Raw genomic sequence first — 20708 nt, 5'->3', positions numbered from 1 at the left:
ATTTCAAGACCGCCTCCTCCGATTTTGCCCGCCCGGTCCTCAACGCGTTCTGTGCACAGGGCTATTGGCAACTCGTGGTGATTTCGAGGCGACCACGCTTGAGGAGGACGAACGCGGCCAGGTGGTGGGTCAGAACTGTCCGCCCACCCCTGCCCGCAAGGCGTGCGACTGGCCGGTCGTCGCGATGTCTCCGTCATAGCTGACTGACAGATCGAGGCCGTTGCCGAGGTCCAGGTCGAAGCCGGCCTCGAGCAGCAGGGAGTCGGCGGCGGCGGGGGTGGCCGCAACAGTAAATGGCGAGCCGCCGATAAACCCGAGTTGCGCGGTGGGCGCCTCGCCAAAGCCGCGACGCCAGCCGATGCCACCGCTGAATGTCGCAAGACCACCCTGGCCCACCACGAATTGATACGCGCCGCGCACACCGAGCGTGGCGAAGGACTGGTTCACGACGTCGGCCTCGCCCGAAAGTGCTGCGCCGCCGCCGTTGCCGGTTTCGGTGAATGCATCGGTCGCCTGGATGACATGGCCTGCCCGTGCAAAGGGCGTCAGGCTCGCAGCGCCGTAATCGAACTCGTGCTCGAGCTCGGCAACCACCTGGCCGGTGGTCGCACCGTAGTCGGCGGTCAGCGTCTCGTTGAGACCAAGGCCCACCTCGCGGGTGGTCGAGATGGCATGCTGCGTCACCGTGCCGGCGACCGAGAACCCCGTGTCGCCCCACTTCGTCCCGGCATAGAACCCAGCGCCGAGATCGGTGGTCGTCGCGTCAGTGTCGCGGTCGGCGATCGATACCTGGGTCTGCCCGGCCTGCGCGGCGAGACCAATCTGCCAGTCGCCCACTGCGGCGTCGGCGCCAAGCAGCAGCCCGCCCGACGACGAGGCGGCGTCCGCCGCGTTGCCGTCGCTGGCCCGATCGCCAAGGCCGCCGTAGAACCGACCCCAGATCGCGTTGCTGCCGCCGTCTTCCGGCAGCGTCGGCAGGGCGGCATACCCGCTGGCGACGCCCGAGGCGTCGAGCGTCCGTGCCGCATCCAGCCGCCCCAGCAGCGCGTCCGACACCAGCCCGGCATTATCCATCAGCACGCCCTTGAGCGTCGCATGCCCCTCGCCCGAGAGCGCGTCGAACATCGCCCGCGCCTCGGCCCCGTTGAGGCTGAGGATGGTGTTGTGGGCGGCGTTGTTCGTCCCCAGGGCCTCGATCGCCTCGGCGGCGCTCGCCTGGTTCGCCGTCTTCGCCACGTCGGCGAACGCTACGCCGTTGCGATTGAATTCGAGCGTCAACAGGTCGCTGAAGCCATCCGAGCTAAGGTCGAGCTCGGGCGTGACGAAGGCATAGTCCGAGATGACGTCGCCGAAGCTGCCGTAGAACCCGCCGCCGGCGCTGAGGATGATGTTGCCTGCGCCAAGCGCCAACGGGCCCGTGCCACGCTTCACCGCGATGTCGGCCCCGTCGACATAGGCGATCCCCAGCACCTGGATCAGATCGCTGGAGCCGGAGTCGATCTCGACCTCGTAGGCCGAGCCCGGGCCCATGTAGAGGTTGCCCTCCACTGCCAGGGTGCCGATGCCGTCGTGACCGGGTGCAATCACCCCGTCCCCGATGACACTGACGTTGCGCACGATGCCGGTGCCGCTCAGCCGGCCCTTCGAGGTCATGTCGCCACCGAGCCAGCCATCAACCACCAGCTCGCCGTCGAGCAGGTTGATCTCGCCGTAGAAGTCTCGGCTGCTGCCGGTCAGCACCGTCCTGCCGGGGCCGAGCAGCTCGATCCCACCGACGCCGGAAATGTCGGAATCAAGGATGTACTCGGCATCGATGTGATTGAAAATGAGACGGGCGCCAGCATCGCGCAGCTCGATGCTATCCGTGGCAAGCGTCCCAGCCGCAACCGCCTCCTCCTCCGGCGCTGCCCCGATAACCAGGGTGCCCATGTCGCCGATGGTCACGGCGTCGGCACTGACCGCCGCCCCGTTGGCGATCGTCAGGCCACCGCTGCCCTGAGCACCGATCGTCAGCATGTCGGCGATGGTCCAGCTCGAGCCGATCCCATCGACAAGCACTCTCCCCGACGACCCAGCAATGTGTCCAATAACGGCGGTCGTGCTGTTGACGGCGCCCCCGTTGGTGATCTCGACCGCGCCCTTGCCTTCCCGCCCTACGGTCAGCTCACCGGTGGACCAGCTCGACCCGGCGCCGTCCACCACGACTTTGCCGTCCCCGTCAGGCAGGAAACCGACATAGGACCATTCAGCGCTCAGGGTGCCCCCGTCGCTGACCTCGATCGTGCCTTTGCCGTTAAAGCCCACTGCGAGGGATACGGTATTCAGAACCGACCCCAGGCCGGTCACCGTCACGAGACCGGTGCCGCCCATGGCGCTGTCGTAATTCTGGCCGACAAAGGCGGTGTCGCCGATGCTCACCTCGCCGCCGCCGCTGATATCAAGCGTACCGAGGCCATAAACGCCCAGATAGATGTTGTTCAGGACCGTGAGGGTGGACCCGGGGCCGCTCACCTCGACGGCGCCGCTGCCGCCACCCGTGCCTATGATCACATGGTTGCTCACAGCGTCGTCGCCCCCCGTGACCTGCGCCGTGCCACCATTGTCGACGTACGGGGTATCGTCCGAGGCTGGAACACTGCCGTGGTCCCAGTTGGCCGGGTCCAGCCAGCTGCCTGAGCCGGGATTGACCCACCGCACGGCGCTCGGGTCCACGGCGCTCGCCGGTGAGGCGCTCAACGCCGCCGCCGCCAATAGCAGCGCCCGCAAGCCGTACACACGCCGCGAAGCGAGCGCCATCCCGGCGTTGCCGGGTGCGGGCCCGCGTGCCTTGTCAGAACGCACCAGTGAGGCCCACATGCGCGGCGGCCGATTGACCGAGTTGATCGTCCAACCGCAACTCGAGGTCACCGAACAGGCTGTCGCCACCGGCAAGCGCGTAGTCGAGATCGACCCCCGCGAAGCCGCGATAGAGGGTGCCGGCGGCAGCAGAGGTGAATGTGACGTCCTGCCCCAGCAACTCGGCGCTGACGTCGCCGCGGCGATCAATGGCGTCGGCACCGGCCCTGAGCGTCCACGAAGCTTCGCCGGCTTCTGTCGCCACGGGGGTCAACGCCAGCGCCGCCTGTGCCCTGATCTCCAGCTCGTGCACCGTGCGGGCGTCGACCACGAGCTCGTCGGAGGAACCGGTTTCGGCATAGCCGTCGAGCTTCAGCGCGGTATAGCGCAGCCTGAGGCTGGGCGTCAGGATGCCGCTCGCCGTATCGAGGTCGGCGCCGATGGTGACGGCGGGGTTGAAGAAGCTGCCACCCTCGGTGCCGCTCGCCGTGGACACCCCGAAATCGATCGAATTGTTGGCGACCGTCCGTTCGCTGTCGGTGTCGAGTACACCCATCGCGGCATAGAAATCGACGAAATAGCCATCACGCGCGAAGCCGGCATGGCCGCCGGCCACGCCGCCGGACAGCGCCGTCTCATCCGCCGTGCCGGCGCTGCCGCGCGCCGCGGCGCCACCGATGAACAGACCGCCGGTGAAGCCGTCTCCCGGCGAGAACTCCACCCCGGCCAACGCCCCACCGTGCCCATATGCGGATGCGACCGAGCTCTCGTCGCCCTCCCGTCCACCGAAACCGCCGAAACCAGCGAGCCAGGCCGTTGTCGAGCAGTCCTCGGCCTCGCCGGATGGCGTACCATCCGCCGCGAGGCAGGTGCTGGTGCCGCGACCAACGGCGCCGGCGATATCGCCGGCCAGCGACAGCGCCATGTCCTCCTTGAGGGCAAAGCCGGTCCGGTCGAGCACGGCGATGGTGTTGCCGTCTATGGCGAACGGGTTGCCGCTGGTCTCGATGGTTCCGGGGATCCCGGCGCCGGTAAAGGTCATCACCGCATTGAGGCCGGGGCCGAAACTCACCGTGTTGCCGGTGCCGGAGAAGAACAACGAGCCCTGTATCGCGCTTCCGCTCAGCAGCTTGAGCGTAGCGTTGCCCTGGCTAAATCGGATCGCCTCGTAGGCGATGATGCTGCCCGAGTTGATAACCGTGGCATCGGCGCCAGCGGCATTGATGCCGGTGCTGATCGACCCCGTTGCCGCGATGCTGCCGGAGTTGGTGATCGTTGCGTCGGCGCCAGCGGAGTAAATGCCGTCGCCCAAAGCCCCCGTTGTTGCGATGTCGCCGGAGTTGGTGATCGTGGCATCGGCGCCAGCGGAGAAGATGCCGTAACCGAAAGACTGCGTTGTCGCGATACTGCCGGAGCTGGTGATCGTGGCACCGGCGCCAGCGGAGAAGATGCCGTAGCCGAAGGCATCGGCAGTTGTGATGCTGCCGGAATTGTCGATCGTGGCGTCGACGCCGAGGGAGTAGATGCCGTAGCCGAACGCTCCCGTCGTCGCGATGCTGCCGGAGTTGTCGATCGTGGCATCGGCGTTTTGGGAGTAAACGCCGTAGCCGAAAGCGCCGGTGGTCGCGATGCTGCCGGCGTTGTCGAGCATCTGGTCGACGGCGCCCATGATGACGCCAGTCTGGCCTGCCGCCGGGCTTACGGTCCCGCCCAGTTCGATCACACCGCTGTCGCCGACATTGAGCATTACCTGCTGGCCGGTCGTCTGGCCGTCGACGACAGTGAAGCTCTGCGCCACGGCTGTGCCAGGCTGCAGTGCCAGGCCGACCACCAGCACAAGCGCAAGAGCCCCGAGACCAGCCAGTGACAATCCTCGGCTGCCAATCGGCAGCCCCATCCCATCAACAGTCACGACATCACCCCCAGAACCCATCGTCAGCCTTGCTGATGCCTGCCCCGCCGCGTCGCGGCTGCGGCGGCGAAGCACCGGCGTCACAGCTTCATCTCATTGCCCACGAGCCAAGTCCTGAAAGCGCCGGGGTGGCGTTCTGAAATTTTTCTGAAATTCGTGTCTTTCGCTCGGGGCGCTTGAATTCCGTAGGGCGCCGGGGCATCGAGAACGCCGGGGGGCCCAGGGGCATGACGGAGTTCCGGTTTGCCGGATTTGAGCTGGACGAAGAGCGCGCCGAACTGTGCGGTCGCGATGGCACGCCTATCCGGCTGCGCCCCAAGACCTTCGAGATGCTCCGCCTGTTCGCCGCCAATCCCGGCCGCGTGCTGAGCAAGCAGGAGCTGATGGAAGCGGTCTGGCCGAACATCCATGTCGGCGAGGACGGGCTGTTCCAGTGCATCCGCGAGATCCGCACCGCGCTCGGCGACGAACAGCGCCAGATGATCAAGCTGGTCTCCGGCCGCGGTTACCTGTTCGCCGCCGAGGTGTCGACCGCCGACGCCGGCCCAGCGGACCTCATGTCGAAAGGCGGCAGCTCGCCCGCCCCCACGCGGTCCGCCTCCCTGTTCGGTTCGCGCAAACCGGTTACCATCGCGGCCATTGCCGGCACCCTGGCGATCATCGGCCTCGCGGTCGCGGCCTCAGTCTTCGCGCCCGGCCAGACGCTGCAGCGAACACCGCGAATAGTCGCCGTCGTGCCCATCGTCGATGCGAGCGGCGTCCCCGGGGGCGGCGCGATGGCCGCCGGCATAACCGCCCGCCTGGTCGACGGACTGGCGAGGATCGACAATATCAGCGTCGTGGCACCCCGGCCCGCCGAAGCCGCAGCCGCAACGCCCTCGGACTACGTGGTACAGGGCGAGCTGCAGAAGGGGCCGCAATCCTGGACGCTCGAAACCCGCCTGCTCAAGACCGCCACCGGCGAAGTCCAGTCCGTCGCAACCGTCTCGGTCGAGGCCGCCCTGCCGGATGTGCAACTGCAGCGCTCGCGGCTCGCCGCCGGAACCGGCGACCCGCTGGCGCGCCAGCTCAACGCGGTGCTCGAGGCTGGCGAGGACCGGCTCGTCTCGGTCGACAACAAGATCGACGTGGTCGTCGAGCAGGCCCTGGCCTCGATCAGCCACACCACGCGCGAGCGATTTGCCACAGCGCAGACGATGCTCGAGGGTGCGCTCGCCGCCCGCCCGGACAACGTCGATGTGCAAGTCGCGCTCGCCGGCCTGCAGCTCCGCGGCATCCAGATGACCTGGTACAGCGAGGCAGAGCGCGCCGCGGCCGAAACCCGCGCGCGGTCGCTGCTGGAGCAGGCGCTCAAGGTAAAGCCCCGCTACATCCCGGTCCTCGAAGCCTATTGCCGGCTGCTCTCTGCCACCAACGACTTCGTCGGCAGCCTCGTGGCCTGTGCCAATGCCTTGAGCTTCGATCCATGGAACGGCTCGGCCCTCTACCTCACCGGGCTCGGTCAACTTCATCTGGGACGCTTCGAAGAGGCGCTGACGACCTTCGAGCAGGCGGATCAGTTCGATACGCCGCAGGTCTCGCGCTGGACCTGGCTGCTCGGCGCCGCCTGGGCGAACGAGCTGCTTGGCCGCTACGAGGCGGCGGTCCCCTGGCTGCAGCGGTCGATCGCCATAACGCCGGCTTCGGGGCGCAGCCACCTCCTCCTGGCCGCGGCCTACCAGCAACTGGGCCGGCACGACGAGGCAAAGGCCGCACTCGCCAAGGCGCTGGACCTGCGTCCGGGATCGACCGCCGTCAACATAAGGTCACCGGACCGCAACGCCAGCCCGGTCTACGTCGCGCGGAACAACCAGATCGTCCAGGCCATGGTCGACGCCGGCCTGCCGGCGCGCTGACCGGCGCTGCTAGACGCCCGGCATCGAATGGGCGCCGTTGCCCGAAAGGTTCGAGACGAAGCGCTTGGTGCGCTCCCGCGAGGGAGAACCGAACACCTGCCGCGCCGGGCCCGCTTCGACCACCTCGCCGTGATCGAGGAACACCACGTCGGTGGCGATCGTCGATGCCAGCCGCAGGTCATGGGTTGCCATCAGCATCGTCGTGCCTTCGGACGCCAGCTTGGCCAGCACCTCGACGACTTCCGTCGCGAGTTCAGGATCGAGTGCCGAAGTCGGCTCATCGCACAGGAGGACCTTTGGAGCCGGCGCCAGCGCGCGGGCAATGGCGACGCGCTGCTGTTGCCCGCCGGAGAGGTTGGCGGGCCAGGCGTCGGCCTTGGCCGACATTCCCACCTTGTCCAGCAGTTCCCTCGCCCGCTCCTCGGCCCTGCCCCGCGGCCATTTCAGCACGGTGACGAGGCTCTCCATCACGTTCTCCAGCGCCGTGAGGTGCGGAAAGAGCTGGAAGTTCTGGAACACCATGCCGGTCTTGCGGCGCAACTCCAGTACCGCGTGGCGGGTCGGCTTTGCCGCAGCCGAGAACTCGATCACTGCATCGTCGATCTCCACCCGGCCCGATTGCGGTCGCTCCAGCAGGTTGACGCAGCGCAGCAGCGTGCTCTTGCCGCTGCCCGATGGACCGATCAGCGCGGTGACATTGCCCTCGGGAACCTTGACGCTCACGCGCTTGAGGACCTGCAGCGCATCGAAGCTCTTCTCGATGTTCTCGAGCGCGATCATGACGCGGCCTCGATGTACCCGCCGTAGCGGGAAAGCCGCTTCTCGACCCGCGTCTGGAGGGCGGAGAGCACGGAGCTGACGACGAGGTAGATCAGCGCCACCTGCACGTAGAGGATCAGCGGCTCGTAGGTCGTGGCGACGATCCGCTGCCCTGCCCTGAACAGCTCGGGCACCGTGATTGCTGCGGCGAGCGAGGTGTCCTTGACCAGCGAAATGAAGGTGTTGGAGAGCGGCGGCACGGCGACGCGGCCGGCCTGCGGCAGGATGATGCGGCGCATCGCCTGCGCCCAGGTCATGCCGATCGAGTATGCGGCCTCCCACTGCCCCTTCTGCACCGACGAGAGCACCGCTCGAATGATCTCGGAGGTGTAGGCGCCGACATTGAGGGTGAAGCCGATGAGCGCCGCCGGGAATGCGTCGAGCACGATGCCGACGCTGGGCAACCCGTAAAAGATCAGGAAGAGCTGCACCAGCAGCGGCGTTCCCCGGATGATCCATACGTAGAACCGCACGAGCATGGCAACGGGAGCAGGAGCGAACAGGCGCGCGAGAGCCGCGACAAATCCGAGCCCCAGGCCGAGCGCGAAGGAAAGCACTGTCAGCGGCACCGTGAACAGCACGCACGCCCATAACAGCGAGGGCAGAGACTCGATCATCAGAGAAAGCCAGTGCGGCATGGGGCGGGGTTCCGTCGGCCATGAAAAAGGATCGGCCGAAGCTTCGGCCGATCCACGCGGTTAGTCCAGTGAGGCGGCGTTACTGCGAAACGTCGGCGCCGAAGTACTTCTGCGAAATCTCGGCGTAGGTGCCGTCGTCCTTGATCGCCTTGAGCGCCTCGTTGATCGCAGCGAGCAGCTCCGGCTTGCCTTTGGCGAGCAGCACGCCGGAGAAATCGGCCTCGGGCTGGGTGGCGGCGATCTTCACGTCGGCGTCCGGCTTCTGCTTCTTGAAGTCGAAGAACGACAGGCTGTCATTGATCGTCGCATCGGCCCGGCCCTGCAGCACCAGGGTGATCGACTGGTCGAATCCCTCGGTGGGGACGATCTCGGCGCCGTACTTCTGCGCGAGCTTGCCGAAATTGCTGGTCAGCGTCTGCGCGGAGCGCTTGCCGGAGAGATCCTCGAAGGCCTTGATGTCCGTATTGTCGCCCTTGACGAGGAGAGCAGCCTTGGAGGCGATGTACGGCTCGGAGAAATCGTATTTCGCCTTGCGCTCGTCGTTGATGCCGACCTGGTTGATCACCACGTCGTAGCGGTTCGCGTCGATCCCGGCGATCAGCCCGTCCCATGGCCCCTCGACGAACTCGGCCTTCACCCCGAGACGCTCGGCGATCTGCTGTCCGATCTCGACGTCGAAGCCGACCAGCGCGCCGGTGCTGTCATGGAAGGTGAAGGGTGCATAGGTGCCCTCGGTGCCGATCCGGAGCGCACCGGCCTGCTTGATCTGGTCGAGCGCCGACTGAGCGAGCACCGGTGTTGCCAGCGCCAGCTGCACGAGGCCGATCGCGGCCAGCCACTTTGAGATCTTCATTCTTGTTCTCCTTGTTGGCCAGCTTGTGCGGTAGGAGCAGCAAACCGGCGTTCGGGCCGCGAAAACTGCCCCTTCCGCCTAAGCGCATCAACTAGCTGGTAGAATCTTTTACTAGCCGGGTGTCGCCGCGATACGGACAACTCCACCTCTCCCCCGCAGTAGACGACAATTGCAGGAACGCCGGTCGGGATGGATACGATCCATTCCGTCGATCGTCGGAGATGAGCCAAGCCCCGCGCCGGCCGGCATCGATCACAATCGCGCCCATCGCGTGGCGCCCTCAGTTCATACCTGCTACCTTTGCCCCTTGTGACGAGCAGATCGTCCAGTAAATGTGGGCCCGGCCAGCCCAGTTCGCACCGGTTTGGAGCGGAACAACAGAATGGCGTGGCACATCTCCAGTGCACCTGCTTTCTCTCGTCGCCGAATTCTGGCGACCGTCGCGGTAATTTTTGCTGCCGTATTGTTCGTTGGAGCAGAGGCGTCGTCGAATACGCCCCCCGGCGTTCCGCCGCGACTGCTGTCCGAGACCGGGCTTTACGCCGACGCCAGCGATCTCGTGGTCGATCCGCGCAACCTGCCCTTCTCGCCCCAGTACCCGCTATGGACTGATGGCGCGACCAAGAACCGATGGGTCCGGCTGCCGCCGGGCACCACGATCGACGGATCCGACCCTGACGCCTGGAAGTTCGCGGCGGGCACGCGATTCTGGAAGGAATTCTCCTTCGGTGGCCGCCGGATCGAGACCCGCTATATGGAGCTGCTGTCGACCGGCCAATGGCTCTACGCGGCCTATGAATGGACGCCCGACGGGCGTGAGGCGATGCTCGCCGACGAGAGGGGCTATCGCAACGCCTTCGCCCTCGGCCACGGCCGCTTTCACGCCATTCCGGGCACCACCGATTGCAAGGTATGCCACCAGGGCGGACCAGCCGAGGTGCTCGGGTTCAGCACCTTGCAGCTGTCGCCGGCCCGCGATCCGCACGCCCTGCACGCCGGGACCAGCAGCGTGCCGGGCGTAACCCTCGATTACCTCATCGGCAACCGGCTGATCGACGGCTACGAGCGCTGGCCCTCACGCGCTCCGGTCATCAAGGCGGCTACCGAAACCGAGCGGTTGGTGCTGGGCTACCTCCACGGCAATTGCGGCCATTGCCACAACAGCCGGGCACAACTCGCCAACCTGGGCCTGTTCCTGCGCCAGGAGCTGCTGGTCGGGAAGCAGGCCGCCGTCGAAACCACGGTGCGGCAGCCGGTCAAGAAAAGCGCGCCGGGCCAATCGGCCGATGCGCTCTTGCGCATCGATCCCGGTCACCCGGAACGCAGCGCGCTGTTCGAGCGCGTGTCGTCTCGCTACCCGGCGCTGCAGATGCCGCCACTGGGCACTGCGCTGGTCGACGATGAAGCGGTGGCGGTGGTGAGAAAATGGATCATGGAGCTTGGGGCCGATGACGGCCGATAACCAGGGAGGACCAACGATGAAGTGCTTGTTCGGACTTGTAATCCTGTTGCCTATGATGGGAGCGGCTGTCGCCCAGGACGCCGCCAACCCGGACCTCGTGAAGCGCGGCGAGTATCTCGTGAACGCCATGGGGTGTCACGATTGCCACACGCCGTTCAAGATGGGGCCGAACGGCCCGGAACCCGATATGACCAGGGCCCTCTCCGGCCACCCGCAGGACATAGTGATAGCGGCGCCGGCGGCCTTGTCCGATCCCTGGATGGGCGCGAGTTCGGCAACGAACACCGCCCACTCCGGACCATGGGGCGTGAGCTTCACGGCCAACCTGACCTCCGACCCGGAAACCGGCGTCCTGCGCGATTACACCGAGGCCCAGTTCATCCAGATGATGCGCACGGGTCGCAAGCAGGGACAGGGACGGGCCATCCTGCCGCCAATGCCCTGGCCGCCCTTCGGCCACCTGAACGATGACGACCTCAAGGCGATCTTCGCCTATCTCCGGCAGGTCCCGCCGATCAACAACAAGGTGCCCGCTCCACTTCCGCCGACGCAGTAGCGCACAAGCGGCTCCGGTGGCGCGATGCGCGACATCGCGCGACCGGAGTGCCAGCGCCGGACCAGACCCACTGTAGCGACTCGAGCCTGCACGAACTCGCGCTCACCAAAGCGCGGGCATATCCTTCGTTCCGGCCGCGATCTCCGCAACGCGGCGCGCCGTTCCCGGCTGCGTCTCCTCGGGCAGCGCGTCGAAGGCGAACCAGCCGATCTCGGCTATCTCACCGTTGGGACTGAACGGCTTCACCTGCCGAAACGCCCGGCCCACATACACCGCCACATGATCGCGGTTTGTCGCCTCGTGCTTCTGCAGGTACAGGCCCAGCAGCGTCATCGGCCCTTCGACCCGAAGCCCGGTTTCTTCCTCGGCCTCGCGGCGCGCCGCTTCCTCCGCAGTCTCGCCCGGCTCAACCCCGCCCCCGGGGAAGTGCCAGCCCGGCATGTAGGTGTGCCGCAGCAGCAGCACCCTGTCGCCATCCAACAATGCGGCGCGGGCGCCGAGCACCATGCGCCTTCGCACGCCGACCACAAATAGGTGCGCGGACGTCCGTACCCGCTGCCAGCGGCTCATCTTCATGGTGGTCCTCCCGCTAACCTTCAATTGGCCACGGCGCCATTTAGGGCATTTTCTTGCCGCGCGCCGCATGGCATTACGCCCGGCAATGATTACTCTTGCCCACCTATCCGACGTTCACCTGGCCCCGCTCCCGCCCGTCCGGGCGCGCGACCTCATGAACAAGCGGATCACCGGCTTCCTCAACTGGAAGATCAAGCGCGAGCATACGCTCTCCGGCGACAATCTGACCAAGCTCGTCCGCCACATGCGGGAGCAGAACCCGGATTTCACCGCGGTCACCGGCGATCTGGTCAACCTCGCGCTCGATGCCGAGATCAACACTGCCTACAACTGGCTCGAGACAGTCGGCCCGCCCGAGCAGGTCTGCGTCTCTCCCGGCAACCACGACGCCTACCTCAAGGGCCAGTTGCAGAAGGCGATCGATCGCTGGGACGGGTACGTCATGGGCGAGACCGTCGACGACAATGCCTTCCCGTTCGTCCGCCGCGTCGGCGACGTTGCCGTCGTCTCCTGCAACAGCGCCGTGCCCACCGCTCCCTGGATGGCGTCGGGCCGCTTCGAGGAGGACCAGGCGGCACGCCTGGCCCGCTGCCTCAAGCTGCTCGGCGACGGCGGCTATTTCCGCGTCATCCTGATCCACCATCCGCCCAACCAGGAACAGGCCCACCCGCGTCTCGGGCTCTATGGCGCCAAGGCGTTCCGCCGCGTCATCGCCGAACAGGGCGCCGAACTGGTATTGCATGGCCACACCCATCAGTCCTCGATCTTTGCCATCCCTGGCCCGCACGGCGACGTCCCGGTGGTCGGGGTAGCAGCGGCCGGCGCGGCCCAGGGGGAAACCGGCGGGCACGACCCCGCCCGCTACAACCTGTTCTCGATCCAGCGCCTCGGCACCGCCTGGCAGTGCACCTTGCGCGAATTTGGCTTTCAGCGCCTCTCGACCGATATTGTGCTGAGATTGAGCCTCAGGATCTACTGATCGTGACCGAAGCCTTCACCATCGATCGCCCCGCCTTCGACGCGACGACGGGCGTCGCCACCTTCGGCTATACCGTTGGCGACCTGGCCTTTACCGAAATCTTGACGTTCCCCGCCATCAGCGACCCGACGGCGGCCGAAACCTCCTCGTTCGGCAAGCTCCTCGACCTCGCCGCCCTCGTGCTGGGCGTCAGTTACTACAAATTGCGCGCCCCCTACCTCATTCGCGTCGCCTTTCCGCTCACCACGCGCGAGCGAGGCTTCGCGCTGGATGTCTACGAGAACGGCCTCGGCGAGTTCTACGCGCGCAACGACCTCAAGCGCTTCGGCCTGATCCATATCGAGGCGGAAGAAGACACCCGCGCGAACTTCGTGCCGCCGGTGCTCGACGATCGCGCCCTGCTGCCGATCGGTGGCGGCAAGGATTCGCTGGTCAGCCTGCAGCTGCTGGAGGCCGCGGATGTCGATTTCACTCCGTTCGCCGTCAACCCCAAGGGCCCGATCATCGGCTCGGTGGACAAGATCGGCCGCCCACCCCTCTACGTCACGAGGACGCTCGATCCCGAAATGATCCGGCTCGGCAAGGAGCCCGGCTACTACAACGGGCACGTTCCCTCGACCGCCATCAACTCGATGATCGCGGCGCTGACCGCACTGCTCTTTTCCTACAATCGCATCGTGCTCTCCAACGAGCGCTCGGCGAGCGAAGGCAATGTCGAGTTCGACGGCCGCGAGGCCAACCACCAGCATTCCAAGTCGCTCGACTTCGAAAACCTCATCGCAAAGGTGCTGGAGCACGCTACGGGCGGAAGTTTGAGCTACTTCTCCCTGCTTCGCCCGTACTCCGAGGCACGGATCGCTGCACTTTTCAGCCGAGTCCAACGCTTCGACCACGTGTTCTCGAGCTGCAACGAGAACTTCAAGCTGGCCGGCCACACCGGCCCGCTCTGGTGCGGCAGATGCCCCAAATGCCACTTCGTGTTCCTCATCTTCGCCCCGGTGATGGACAAGCAGCGGCTCATCGGCATCTTTGGCCAGAACCTCCTCAGCCAGCCCTCGCACGAGCGCTCGTTCCGCGAACTCACCGGTCTCGCCGGGCAGAAGCCGTGGGAGTGCGTTGGCGAAATCGAGGAAGCAGCGGCCTGCCTCTGGGCCCTCACCAAGCTGCCGGAATGGGCAAATGAGCCAATCGTTTCAATGCTCAAGCCAGACCTGCTGACTCAGTATGGCAGCCAGCGGCTCGAAGATGCTCTTGCCGAACTGCTGATCGATAGCCCAGAACACCTCATCCCGAAGGACATCTTCGAGCGAGTCGCCCCGCATGCGCTTTGACGAACCCGTCCTGCTCTACGGCGCCGGCCGCGAGGCCCGCTCCACCCGTGCTTTCATCAAGGCCAGGTCCCCGCAAGCAAAGGTGTACGTGACGGTCGACAGCGGCGAGGCCGACATCGACGACGCGACCTTCATTGCCCCGGCCGATCTGACGCAAGCCATTGAATCCCGGCTGTTTTCGACCATCGTCAAAAGCCCCGGCGTGTCGCGTTACCGGCCGGTTTTCGCCATGGCGCGGGAGGCCGGGATCGTCGTCACCTCGAACCTCAACCTGTGGGGCGAGGCCTATCGCGAGGGTCGGAAAGTCATAGCAATTTCAGGCACTAAGGGTAAATCGACGACTGCCACCCTGGTGCACCTGATGCTGACCGAGTCCGGCCTCGATGCAGGACTTGCGGGCAATGTCGGGCTGGCGCCGCTTGAGATCGCCGACAAACACCAGATCGTGGTGTTCGAGCTCTCCAGCTACCAGACGGCCGACATGGCGTTCACGCCGGATATCGCAGCAATTACAAACCTTTCGCCCGAGCACACTGACTGGCACCGCAGCGTCGAGCGCTACTATTCCGACAAGCTCAACCTGATCGACCGCGACGCGCCGTTCCCGGTAGCACTGGGCGTCGGCGCCCTTGGGCATCCGCTGGTGATGGAGGCGCTGCGCGACCCCAAGCGGCTGATCCCGCCGCTCGCGCCGTTCATCCACGATCGCATAGCCTCGGCAGCGACGCGTTCCCGCCTCAAGGGCGAGCACAATCTGAACAACGCGCTGCTGGCGGCTGCCATTGCCATGAAGGCCGGCGCCGATCTCGAGGGCGTGGTGCGCGGCATCGCCAAGTTCGAGCCCCTGCCGCACCGGCTCGAAGAGCATCGGGTCGGTGACACCACCTTCGTCAACGACTCGATCTCGACGACGCCGGAAGCCACCAAGGCCGCCCTCGCCGCCTATGAGGGCACCCGCATCGCGCTGATCGCCGGCGGCCACGAGCGCCACCAGGATTACTCCGAGCTGTCACAGCTTCTGGGTCCGCGTGGAGTCACGGTGCTGGTCTGCCTGCCTGTGACAGGCGACCGGCTGGCGACGCTCACCTATGCCGCCGCGCCCGAGATCGAGGTCATTGAGGCCGGGACGCTCGAAGACGCGGTGAAGGCTCTCGCAGGGCGGCAGGCCAAGTTCGAGACGGTGATCCTCTCCCCCGGCGCCCCGAGCTACGGCCAGCTCGAAACCGCCGGCAAGGTGTTCAAGAATTTCGAGGAACGCGGCGCCGCCTTCGTCCGCCTCGCCGGCAGGTATTTCGGGGCAGCGGCGTGATCGCCTACCTCTACCTGGGCGTCGCCATTGTCGCTGAGGTCATCGCCACCACCGCGTTGCGGGCGTCCGGCGGCTTTACCCAGCTCTGGCCGTCGGTGATCTCGATCGCCGGCTACGTCGTGGCGTTCTACTTCCTGTCGTTGACGCTCAAAACCATGCCAGTCGGCGTGGCCTACGCCATCTGGTCCGGCGTCGGCATCGTGCTGATCTCGCTCGCCGGGTGGCTGATCTACAAGCAGTTGTTGGATCTGCCGGCGATCGTCGGCATGGGCCTGATCATGGCCGGCGTCGTCGTCATCAACCTGTTCTCGAAGTCGACCGTGCACTGACCCTCAGGTCGGCGGGTCGCGGGGATTGACGATCACCCGTCCGGCGATCTCGCCCTTCAGCATCTGGTCGGCCAGTGCCGGCAGGTCCTCTAGCCGCGCCTCGGTGAGCATCGGCTCGAACGCCGCTGGCACGAACAGCGTCGTCAGCCGGTCCCAGGCCGAGCGCCGCGCCTCGAACGGTTGCATCACCGTATCGATTCCGCAGAGCGAAATGTTGCGTAGGATGAAAGGGATGACGCTGGCATCCCAATTGCGCCCGCCGGCATTGCCGATCGCCGCCACGGTGCCACCGTAGCGCATCTTCTTCAGCAGTTCGCCAAGCAGCGGACCGCCGACGGTGTCGACGGCCCCCGACCAGACTTCCTTGTCGAGCACTTTGCCGGTCGGCTTCAGCACCTCGTCGCGCGACACGATCCGCGTCGCGCCCAGCCGCGTCAGCCGCTCGGCCAGCTCGGCCCGCCCTGTGAGCGCCGCAACATCATAGCCCAGCCGGCTGAGCAGCAGCACCGAGATGCTGCCGACACCCCCGCCGGCCCCGGTGACCAGCACCTCGCCCTCACCGGCTCTGATCCCCTCGGCCTGCAGCCGGTTGATCGCCAGCATCGCTGCGAGGCCGGCGGTGCCGATCATCATCGCGGTGCGGGTGGAAAACCGCTTCGGCAACGGCACCAGCCAGTCGGCGCTGACCCGGGCCCGCTGCGCGTAGCCGCCCCAGTGCAGTTCACCGACGCGCCAGCCGGTGAGGATCACCGCCTGCCCCGGGTGATAGCGCACGTCGCTGCTCTCGATCACTCGCCCGGCAAAGTCGATGCCGGCAACATGCGGATAGCTCCGCACGAGCCCCGCCTGTCCCGTGAGGCACAGCGCATCCTTGTAGTTCAGTCCGGCCCATTCCACCGCCACCAGCACCTCGCCTGGGGGCAGCTGTTCATCCGGCAGTGTATTGATGCTGTTGCGCAATTCACCGTCGGGGAGCCGTTCGGTGACAAGGGCGCGGAAAGTCATGAGAACTCCGAGACTACAAAATCTGGCCGGTTCAATAAGGCCCGTTAAGGGCAGTCGGATCAATTCCCGCTGCGGCAAGTGCATTGCCGATCTCGGCGCGCAGATCGGCATCGCCCAGCCGCTGGCGAAGCACCGGCAGGATACCGAAACGACGGAACCGCGTCACTTCCAGCAACTGCGCAATATAGCGGTTGAGCACATCCTCCGAGCCCAGCCGATAGGCAGCGACCGCCGCGATGGCCGAAGCCAGTTCGGCGTCCCCTACCGCCAGTACCTCCGACTGCAGCAGCGCTTCGGCATTGTCGCCGTTGCGCAGCGCGTTGACCGCCGGGGCCTCGTGATACCAATAGGGCGGCACCAGCGCGCGGCGCAGCGCTTCGGCTGCCATCGCTTCACCCTTCTGCGACTTGCCGCGCAACGACAGCAGCCGCGCGTATCCGGCATATGCATCGAGATTGGACGGATTGAGCTGCAGCGCCGAAATATAGGCGGCCTCGGCCTCCCCAAGCCGGCCAACCGCCTCGAGAAAGAACGCGTACTCCCGCCAAACCGGGCTCGACGTCGGCGCCAGCTTCAGCGCCTCGCCGATCTGCCGCCCTGCCTCGGCAATCGGTTCGGGGTCCTGTCCGCTGGGAGGCTGCGTCCTGAGGGCCCTGTCGAACAGCAGCGTGCCGTTCATCACGAGCGCTACCGCGGATTTCGGCTGCGCGCGCAGCAGGCCGGTCACGCAGAGCCGAGCCCGTTCCCCATCGTCGGCCCGACCGCTCTCGCGATAGCGCGTGAACAGCAGGCCACATAGGTACTCGGTCTCGTTACCAGCCAACTCGGTATTGGTGGCGAGCCATTGAATCGCATCGGCATGCAACGGCCCATCCGTCGCGCCGAGTTGATCCGCAAAGGCCTGGGACAGCCGATCGATGCTGGTGGGGAACTCGGCGGCCGGGATCTTCTGGGTCATGCTCCACACCGCAGCATCCGAACCAGCCCGCTTCAGGCTGGCGGTGATCTGCATCTCGCTGCCTTCCGTCCGAGCTATCCCCGAGAGCTCAAAGGTGGCTCCGTCCACCTGTTGGCCCGTCTCTTCGGTGCGTTGCAGGTAGACCGCATCGATGAAGGGGAACAGGCCCAGGTCGGTGGTCAGTTCTACCGCGAGGCCAGCGACACTCGCGCTTGGGTCCTGACCCGCTGCCACAGACGTGAACTCGCTGACCGACACCCTAGGCGGTTGCGGCACGACCACTCGCACTGGCCGAGGCAACAGAACCTGGGTCATCACTACCGCGATACCCAGCGCCACGAACACCAGCACGACCAGCAACACGATGTCGTCGAGGCGCGCCAGCCACGACCGTTCCCGCGTTCGGACGGTTGTCCCGGAAGGATCAACGGGCGCTACCGAGTCACGCGGCGCCCTTGCTGCTTCGTCTTCCGGCGGCCTGAATTCGGGGATGTAACGTCCTACGGGGAGGTAAAATCTGACGGTCTCCGCCGCCCCGTCGCCGGCATAATATTCTTCCAGCGCCGCCCGTAGACGGCGCGCCTGTACGCGCACGATCGGATCGCTCTGCGGATCGAAGCTCTGCGGCCGCCCCAGCACGTCCACGGCGATGGAATAGGCCTTGATTCCGGCCTCGTTCCCGTCGAGCCGCGCGGTCACTATGTAGTTGAGAAACCTAGCAAGTTGCGGCGAACGAGCCAGCCCAGGCCACTCCTGGATCCGCTCCAGGGCCGCCTCGATCTCCGCTCTGGGCGGCATCGTCTGTGACGATGGTTCCCCCACGCGGCACCTCCTGCCGTAACCTCTGCGATTTACATGTTAATCGCAAGGTGGGTTACGGCGTTGTTACATGCCTTTGCCTATCGCGAGTGTCATCGAACCATCATATGGCCGCTTGTCGCAGCACAGTGCAGTCAGCCTCGAGTGGTTTCGAGGTGGTGAGGGGAAGCAGCGTGGCTCCCCCCAGCGCTTCTAGGGCCGGCGACGAAATACCGTCTTCGTTTCGAGTTTTCGGCCATTGCCACGGCAACGCGGCAACAAGGAACCATCATGGACGCTCTTGGTACCGGCCAGCCCTTCATGGCACTGGTCGACGACGACTCACATTCCGCCCGGCTGATGATCCGGATGCTGCTCGCCCATGGCGCGCCCTCCGTGAGCTGGCTGAACGGCGAACCCTTGGCGGCCGCTGAGATTCACCGACTGCTCGAGGATGATCGGGCGGTTATCCCGGGTCTCGTCATTGTCGATCTCAAAGCCTCGTCCAATGCCACCCTGGACTTTATCGCCAAGCTCCGCGGCATGCGCGACGGGCGCTCGCTGCTGATTGCAGCCATTGCCCCGACGCTCGACCGCGAGCCGCGAGAGGCTCTCCTTTCTGCCGGCGCCGACGCCGTGTTCGAGCGGCACGCCGATGTCAATTCCTACCGTCGCGAAGCGGCGGCCATCGTCAGTTTCTGGGTGCGCAATCAGCACCTCGATGCGGTTGGCACGTAATCACTGCGTCCACAGGTTACGTGCCGGACGGGGAGCGCGTTGCATTGAGGCAGGCCACTGCCGATTGCATTCCCAAATGTGCTCCCCGTCTATCCTGACTGGTGGGACCCGACGGGTCCCATGACTGAGCTACCGTCCGGCCGCCGATATCCCTGCGGCGAACTGGGCGGTTCCGGGCCGGAGACCCCAAGCTCCGGCCCAACCGGCGGCTCGTCGCGTTCCCTCACGCGGCGGCCGCCATACGACGGAAAGACGGGGCGCGACCCTCCTGACGCTGCCCCGCCTTCCCGTTCGGTGTGTACCCCAGTTGCGGCGGGCCTCTGGGGCCAGCAGGCAGAGGCGCGGTTGCGGACACTTCTCCCACCGCAACCGCGCTTCGTCTGACCAGCGCGCGCTTGACCGCCAAGGGCGGATCACCGCACTGTCCCGCCTCCCCTGCAGGAGGCCCTCATGCTCAAGATGTCGATGTTCGCGGCCGCCGTGATCGGGCTGCTTGCCACCCCTGTGGTTGCGCAGGACGAGGAAGCCGTGGACAACTTCGTGCTGCCCGCCTTCAACGGCGTCGCCGTGTCGCAGGCGCCGGAAGCCGGGCTTGGCGTTTGCTTCGGTCCATTCGCCACCGACGCGATGGATTGCGCCGTCGCCCAATGTGTGCAGCAGAGCGGCCTCGGGCCGGAGGACTGTGCCCCCAACCTCTGGTGCTATCCGCACGGCTGGGTCGCCGATATCTTCATGCAGCACAATGAAGGCCCGCACTGGCACAAGTTCGTCTGCGACCAGCAGGATCAGGCGAGCCTGGAGGCGATCGTGAAGGCCGAGTGCGCCAAGGATTTTCTCATGAGCTGCGAAGTGGTCCGCATCTGGGACAATGAGGGCCAGCAAGTCTTCGGCGAGGGCGCCGATCCGCAGCTGCCGGCGCCCCCTACCGCTATCGAATAGCTAGTGCCTGGTTTCCTTCTTGTGTTCGGGCAGACCCTTGCGCTTGGTCTCGGCGAACTCCTCTAGCTGCTTCTCGCTCATCGATTTGTACATCGACTTCGAGGCGCCCTTGAGTTCGCCCACCTTGGTGTCGCCGCGCTTGGCCGACAGGGCGGCGCCGGCCGCCTTCTGTTGCGCCTTGGATGTTGAGGGCATCGCTTCCTCCTAGGGTTGGATGAGGAATCAACGATCCTTCGCAGGCTCCGTTCCCTAGTGAGGCGCCGGTACCGTCAGCTCACGTAGGTGTCCCTGCCCTTGCGCATCAGGCGCCGCGGTCCGGTGCCCTCCTTGCTCAGGTAGTCCTCGTGGTTCATCAGCGGGCAGCTGATCGTGGACAGGCACCCGCAGCCAATGCAGCCGTTGAGCTCGTCGCGCATGCGCGTCATCAGCACGATTCTCCTATCGAGCTTTTCGTGCCAGACCTCTGACATGGCTCGCCAATCATCCGCCGTAGGGATGTGGCCCACCGGCACATGCTCCAGCGCCTCTGCCACTTCGCTGAGCGGAATGCCGAGCTCCGTGCCCATGCGGATGATGGCCAGCCGCCGCAGTACGTCGCGGTCGTAGCGCCGCTGGTTACCCGAGGTGCGGTGGCTGCGGATCAGCCCCTTCTTCTCGTAGAAATGCAGCGCCGACACCGCAAGGCCGCTGCGCTCGGCCACCTGGCCGACCGTTAGTTCACGCAACATTCTGCAGAATACCTCTTTACCTCAACTAAACTTGAGGTTGTAAAGCCT

Annotated in this window: 19 protein-coding genes; 9 read left to right on the top strand and 10 right to left on the bottom strand. The window is 65.9% G+C overall.

Annotated elements, in window-relative coordinates; genetic code table 11:
- Positions 1-129: 129 nt before the first annotated feature.
- Together AC1DV8_RS04045 and AC1DV8_RS04040 are read right to left on the bottom strand one after the other, a co-directional pair.
- Positions 130-2841 (bottom strand): autotransporter outer membrane beta-barrel domain-containing protein, encoded by a 2712-nt coding sequence (locus tag AC1DV8_RS04045; protein ID WP_477156573.1) that lies wholly within the window; start codon positions 2839-2841, stop codon positions 130-132.
- Positions 2831-4747 carry an autotransporter domain-containing protein gene (locus AC1DV8_RS04040; RefSeq protein ID WP_477156572.1) on the bottom strand — a complete coding sequence of 639 codons (1917 nt, stop codon included), beginning with the start codon at positions 4745-4747 and terminating at the stop codon, positions 2831-2833. Before AC1DV8_RS04040 ends, AC1DV8_RS04045 begins: the two co-directional genes overlap by 11 nt.
- 227 nt (positions 4748-4974) lie before the next feature.
- On the opposite strand from AC1DV8_RS04040, the gene AC1DV8_RS04035 reads away from it, so the two are divergent.
- Entirely contained in the window at positions 4975-6642 is a 1668-nt protein-coding gene (locus AC1DV8_RS04035) for a tetratricopeptide repeat protein (RefSeq protein WP_477156571.1), read from the top strand.
- Between the two features lie 9 nt (positions 6643-6651).
- On the opposite strand, the gene AC1DV8_RS04030 is transcribed toward AC1DV8_RS04035, so the two are convergent.
- From AC1DV8_RS04030 to AC1DV8_RS04020, 3 genes are all read right to left on the bottom strand, one after another.
- On the bottom strand, positions 6652-7422 hold the full coding sequence (locus tag AC1DV8_RS04030) for an amino acid ABC transporter ATP-binding protein (protein WP_477156570.1): 771 nt from the start codon (positions 7420-7422) through the stop codon (positions 6652-6654).
- Entirely contained in the window at positions 7419-8099 is a 681-nt protein-coding gene (locus AC1DV8_RS04025; protein ID WP_477156569.1) for an ABC transporter permease subunit, read from the bottom strand. Before AC1DV8_RS04025 ends, AC1DV8_RS04030 begins: the two co-directional genes overlap by 4 nt.
- A gap of 79 nt (positions 8100-8178) precedes the next feature.
- Complete coding sequence (locus AC1DV8_RS04020; RefSeq protein ID WP_477156568.1) at positions 8179-8952, bottom strand: amino acid ABC transporter substrate-binding protein; 774 nt, start codon at positions 8950-8952, stop codon at positions 8179-8181.
- Positions 8953-9334: 382 nt separating this feature from the next.
- Here AC1DV8_RS04020 and AC1DV8_RS04015 point away from each other — a divergent pair, with 382 nt between their 5' ends.
- Entirely contained in the window at positions 9335-10414 is a 1080-nt protein-coding gene (locus AC1DV8_RS04015) for a hypothetical protein (RefSeq protein ID WP_477156567.1), read from the top strand.
- Positions 10415-10430: 16 nt separating this feature from the next.
- Positions 10431-10970: a c-type cytochrome gene (locus AC1DV8_RS04010; RefSeq protein ID WP_477156566.1), complete on the top strand. Its 540-nt coding sequence runs from the start codon at positions 10431-10433 to the stop codon at positions 10968-10970.
- Between the two features lie 102 nt (positions 10971-11072).
- Here AC1DV8_RS04010 and AC1DV8_RS04005 read toward each other — a convergent pair whose 3' ends face one another.
- Positions 11073-11546, bottom strand: a complete 474-nt coding sequence (locus AC1DV8_RS04005; RefSeq protein WP_477156565.1) for an NUDIX domain-containing protein — start codon at positions 11544-11546, stop codon at positions 11073-11075.
- On the opposite strand from AC1DV8_RS04005, the gene AC1DV8_RS04000 reads away from it, so the two are divergent.
- From AC1DV8_RS04000 to AC1DV8_RS03985, 4 genes are read left to right on the top strand one after another with little or no spacing between them, the layout of a single operon-like run.
- A complete protein-coding gene (locus AC1DV8_RS04000; RefSeq protein ID WP_477148763.1) occupies positions 11476-12525 on the top strand; it encodes a metallophosphoesterase family protein in 1050 nt (349 codons plus the stop codon). The two genes, AC1DV8_RS04005 and AC1DV8_RS04000, sit on opposite strands and share 71 nt — an antisense overlap.
- 2 nt (positions 12526-12527) lie before the next feature.
- Positions 12528-13856: a MurL-like N-terminal domain-containing gene (locus AC1DV8_RS03995; protein ID WP_477156564.1), complete on the top strand. Its 1329-nt coding sequence runs from the start codon at positions 12528-12530 to the stop codon at positions 13854-13856.
- Positions 13846-15165: a Mur ligase family protein gene (locus AC1DV8_RS03990; RefSeq protein ID WP_477156563.1), complete on the top strand. Its 1320-nt coding sequence runs from the start codon at positions 13846-13848 to the stop codon at positions 15163-15165. Before AC1DV8_RS03995 ends, AC1DV8_RS03990 begins: the two co-directional genes overlap by 11 nt.
- Entirely contained in the window at positions 15162-15494 is a 333-nt protein-coding gene (locus AC1DV8_RS03985) for an SMR family transporter (protein ID WP_477156562.1), read from the top strand. The genes AC1DV8_RS03990 and AC1DV8_RS03985 overlap by 4 nt, the downstream gene beginning before the upstream one ends.
- A 3-nt stretch (positions 15495-15497) precedes the next feature.
- On the opposite strand, the gene AC1DV8_RS03980 is transcribed toward AC1DV8_RS03985, so the two are convergent.
- Positions 15498-16499 (bottom strand): MDR family oxidoreductase, encoded by a 1002-nt coding sequence (locus AC1DV8_RS03980; protein WP_477156561.1) that lies wholly within the window; start codon positions 16497-16499, stop codon positions 15498-15500.
- Positions 16500-16530: 31 nt separating this feature from the next.
- The gene (locus AC1DV8_RS03975; protein ID WP_477156560.1) at positions 16531-18279 is read right to left on the bottom strand and encodes a tetratricopeptide repeat protein; all 1749 of its coding nucleotides are present in this window, start codon (positions 18277-18279) and stop codon (positions 16531-16533) included.
- Between the two features lie 297 nt (positions 18280-18576).
- Between AC1DV8_RS03975 and AC1DV8_RS03970 the strand changes: the two genes are divergently transcribed.
- Positions 18577-18993, top strand: coding sequence for a hypothetical protein (locus AC1DV8_RS03970; RefSeq protein WP_477156559.1), 417 nt, complete (start codon positions 18577-18579; stop codon positions 18991-18993).
- A gap of 450 nt (positions 18994-19443) precedes the next feature.
- On the top strand, positions 19444-19932 hold the full coding sequence (locus AC1DV8_RS03965) for a hypothetical protein (RefSeq protein WP_477156558.1): 489 nt from the start codon (positions 19444-19446) through the stop codon (positions 19930-19932).
- On the opposite strand, the gene AC1DV8_RS03960 is transcribed toward AC1DV8_RS03965, so the two are convergent.
- On the bottom strand, positions 19933-20127 hold the full coding sequence (locus AC1DV8_RS03960) for a DUF3008 family protein (protein WP_477148755.1): 195 nt from the start codon (positions 20125-20127) through the stop codon (positions 19933-19935).
- Positions 20128-20201: 74 nt separating this feature from the next.
- Positions 20202-20660, bottom strand: a complete 459-nt coding sequence (gene soxR / locus AC1DV8_RS03955; RefSeq protein WP_477156557.1) for a redox-sensitive transcriptional activator SoxR — start codon at positions 20658-20660, stop codon at positions 20202-20204.
- Positions 20661-20708: the final 48 nt, after the last annotated feature.

The organism is Devosia sp. P3_B2, from assembly GCF_056402875.1.
The sequence above is the reverse complement of the archived record's forward strand: the minus strand, read 5'-3'. Positions and strand labels throughout refer to the sequence as shown.

What these genes read in the sequence shown, in the direction of transcription:
- AC1DV8_RS04035 (WP_477156571.1), top strand. Translation starts at nt 4,975, where the DNA reads ATGACGGAGTTCCGGTTTGCCGGATTTGAGCTGGACGAAGAGCGCGCC.
- AC1DV8_RS04030 (WP_477156570.1), bottom strand. Translation starts at nt 7,422, where the DNA reads ATGATCGCGCTCGAGAACATCGAGAAGAGCTTCGATGCGCTGCAGGTC.
- AC1DV8_RS04025 (WP_477156569.1), bottom strand. Translation starts at nt 8,099, where the DNA reads ATGCCGCACTGGCTTTCTCTGATGATCGAGTCTCTGCCCTCGCTGTTA.
- AC1DV8_RS04020 (WP_477156568.1), bottom strand. Translation starts at nt 8,952, where the DNA reads ATGAAGATCTCAAAGTGGCTGGCCGCGATCGGCCTCGTGCAGCTGGCG.
- AC1DV8_RS04015 (WP_477156567.1), top strand. Translation starts at nt 9,335, where the DNA reads ATGGCGTGGCACATCTCCAGTGCACCTGCTTTCTCTCGTCGCCGAATT.
- AC1DV8_RS04010 (WP_477156566.1), top strand. Translation starts at nt 10,431, where the DNA reads ATGAAGTGCTTGTTCGGACTTGTAATCCTGTTGCCTATGATGGGAGCG.
- AC1DV8_RS04000 (WP_477148763.1), top strand. Translation starts at nt 11,476, where the DNA reads ATGCGCCTTCGCACGCCGACCACAAATAGGTGCGCGGACGTCCGTACC.
- AC1DV8_RS04005 (WP_477156565.1), bottom strand. Translation starts at nt 11,546, where the DNA reads ATGAAGATGAGCCGCTGGCAGCGGGTACGGACGTCCGCGCACCTATTT.
- AC1DV8_RS03990 (WP_477156563.1), top strand. Translation starts at nt 13,846, where the DNA reads ATGCGCTTTGACGAACCCGTCCTGCTCTACGGCGCCGGCCGCGAGGCC.
- AC1DV8_RS03980 (WP_477156561.1), bottom strand. Translation starts at nt 16,499, where the DNA reads ATGACTTTCCGCGCCCTTGTCACCGAACGGCTCCCCGACGGTGAATTG.
- AC1DV8_RS03970 (WP_477156559.1), top strand. Translation starts at nt 18,577, where the DNA reads ATGGCACTGGTCGACGACGACTCACATTCCGCCCGGCTGATGATCCGG.
- AC1DV8_RS03965 (WP_477156558.1), top strand. Translation starts at nt 19,444, where the DNA reads ATGCTCAAGATGTCGATGTTCGCGGCCGCCGTGATCGGGCTGCTTGCC.
- AC1DV8_RS03960 (WP_477148755.1), bottom strand. Translation starts at nt 20,127, where the DNA reads ATGCCCTCAACATCCAAGGCGCAACAGAAGGCGGCCGGCGCCGCCCTG.
- soxR (WP_477156557.1), bottom strand. Translation starts at nt 20,660, where the DNA reads ATGTTGCGTGAACTAACGGTCGGCCAGGTGGCCGAGCGCAGCGGCCTT.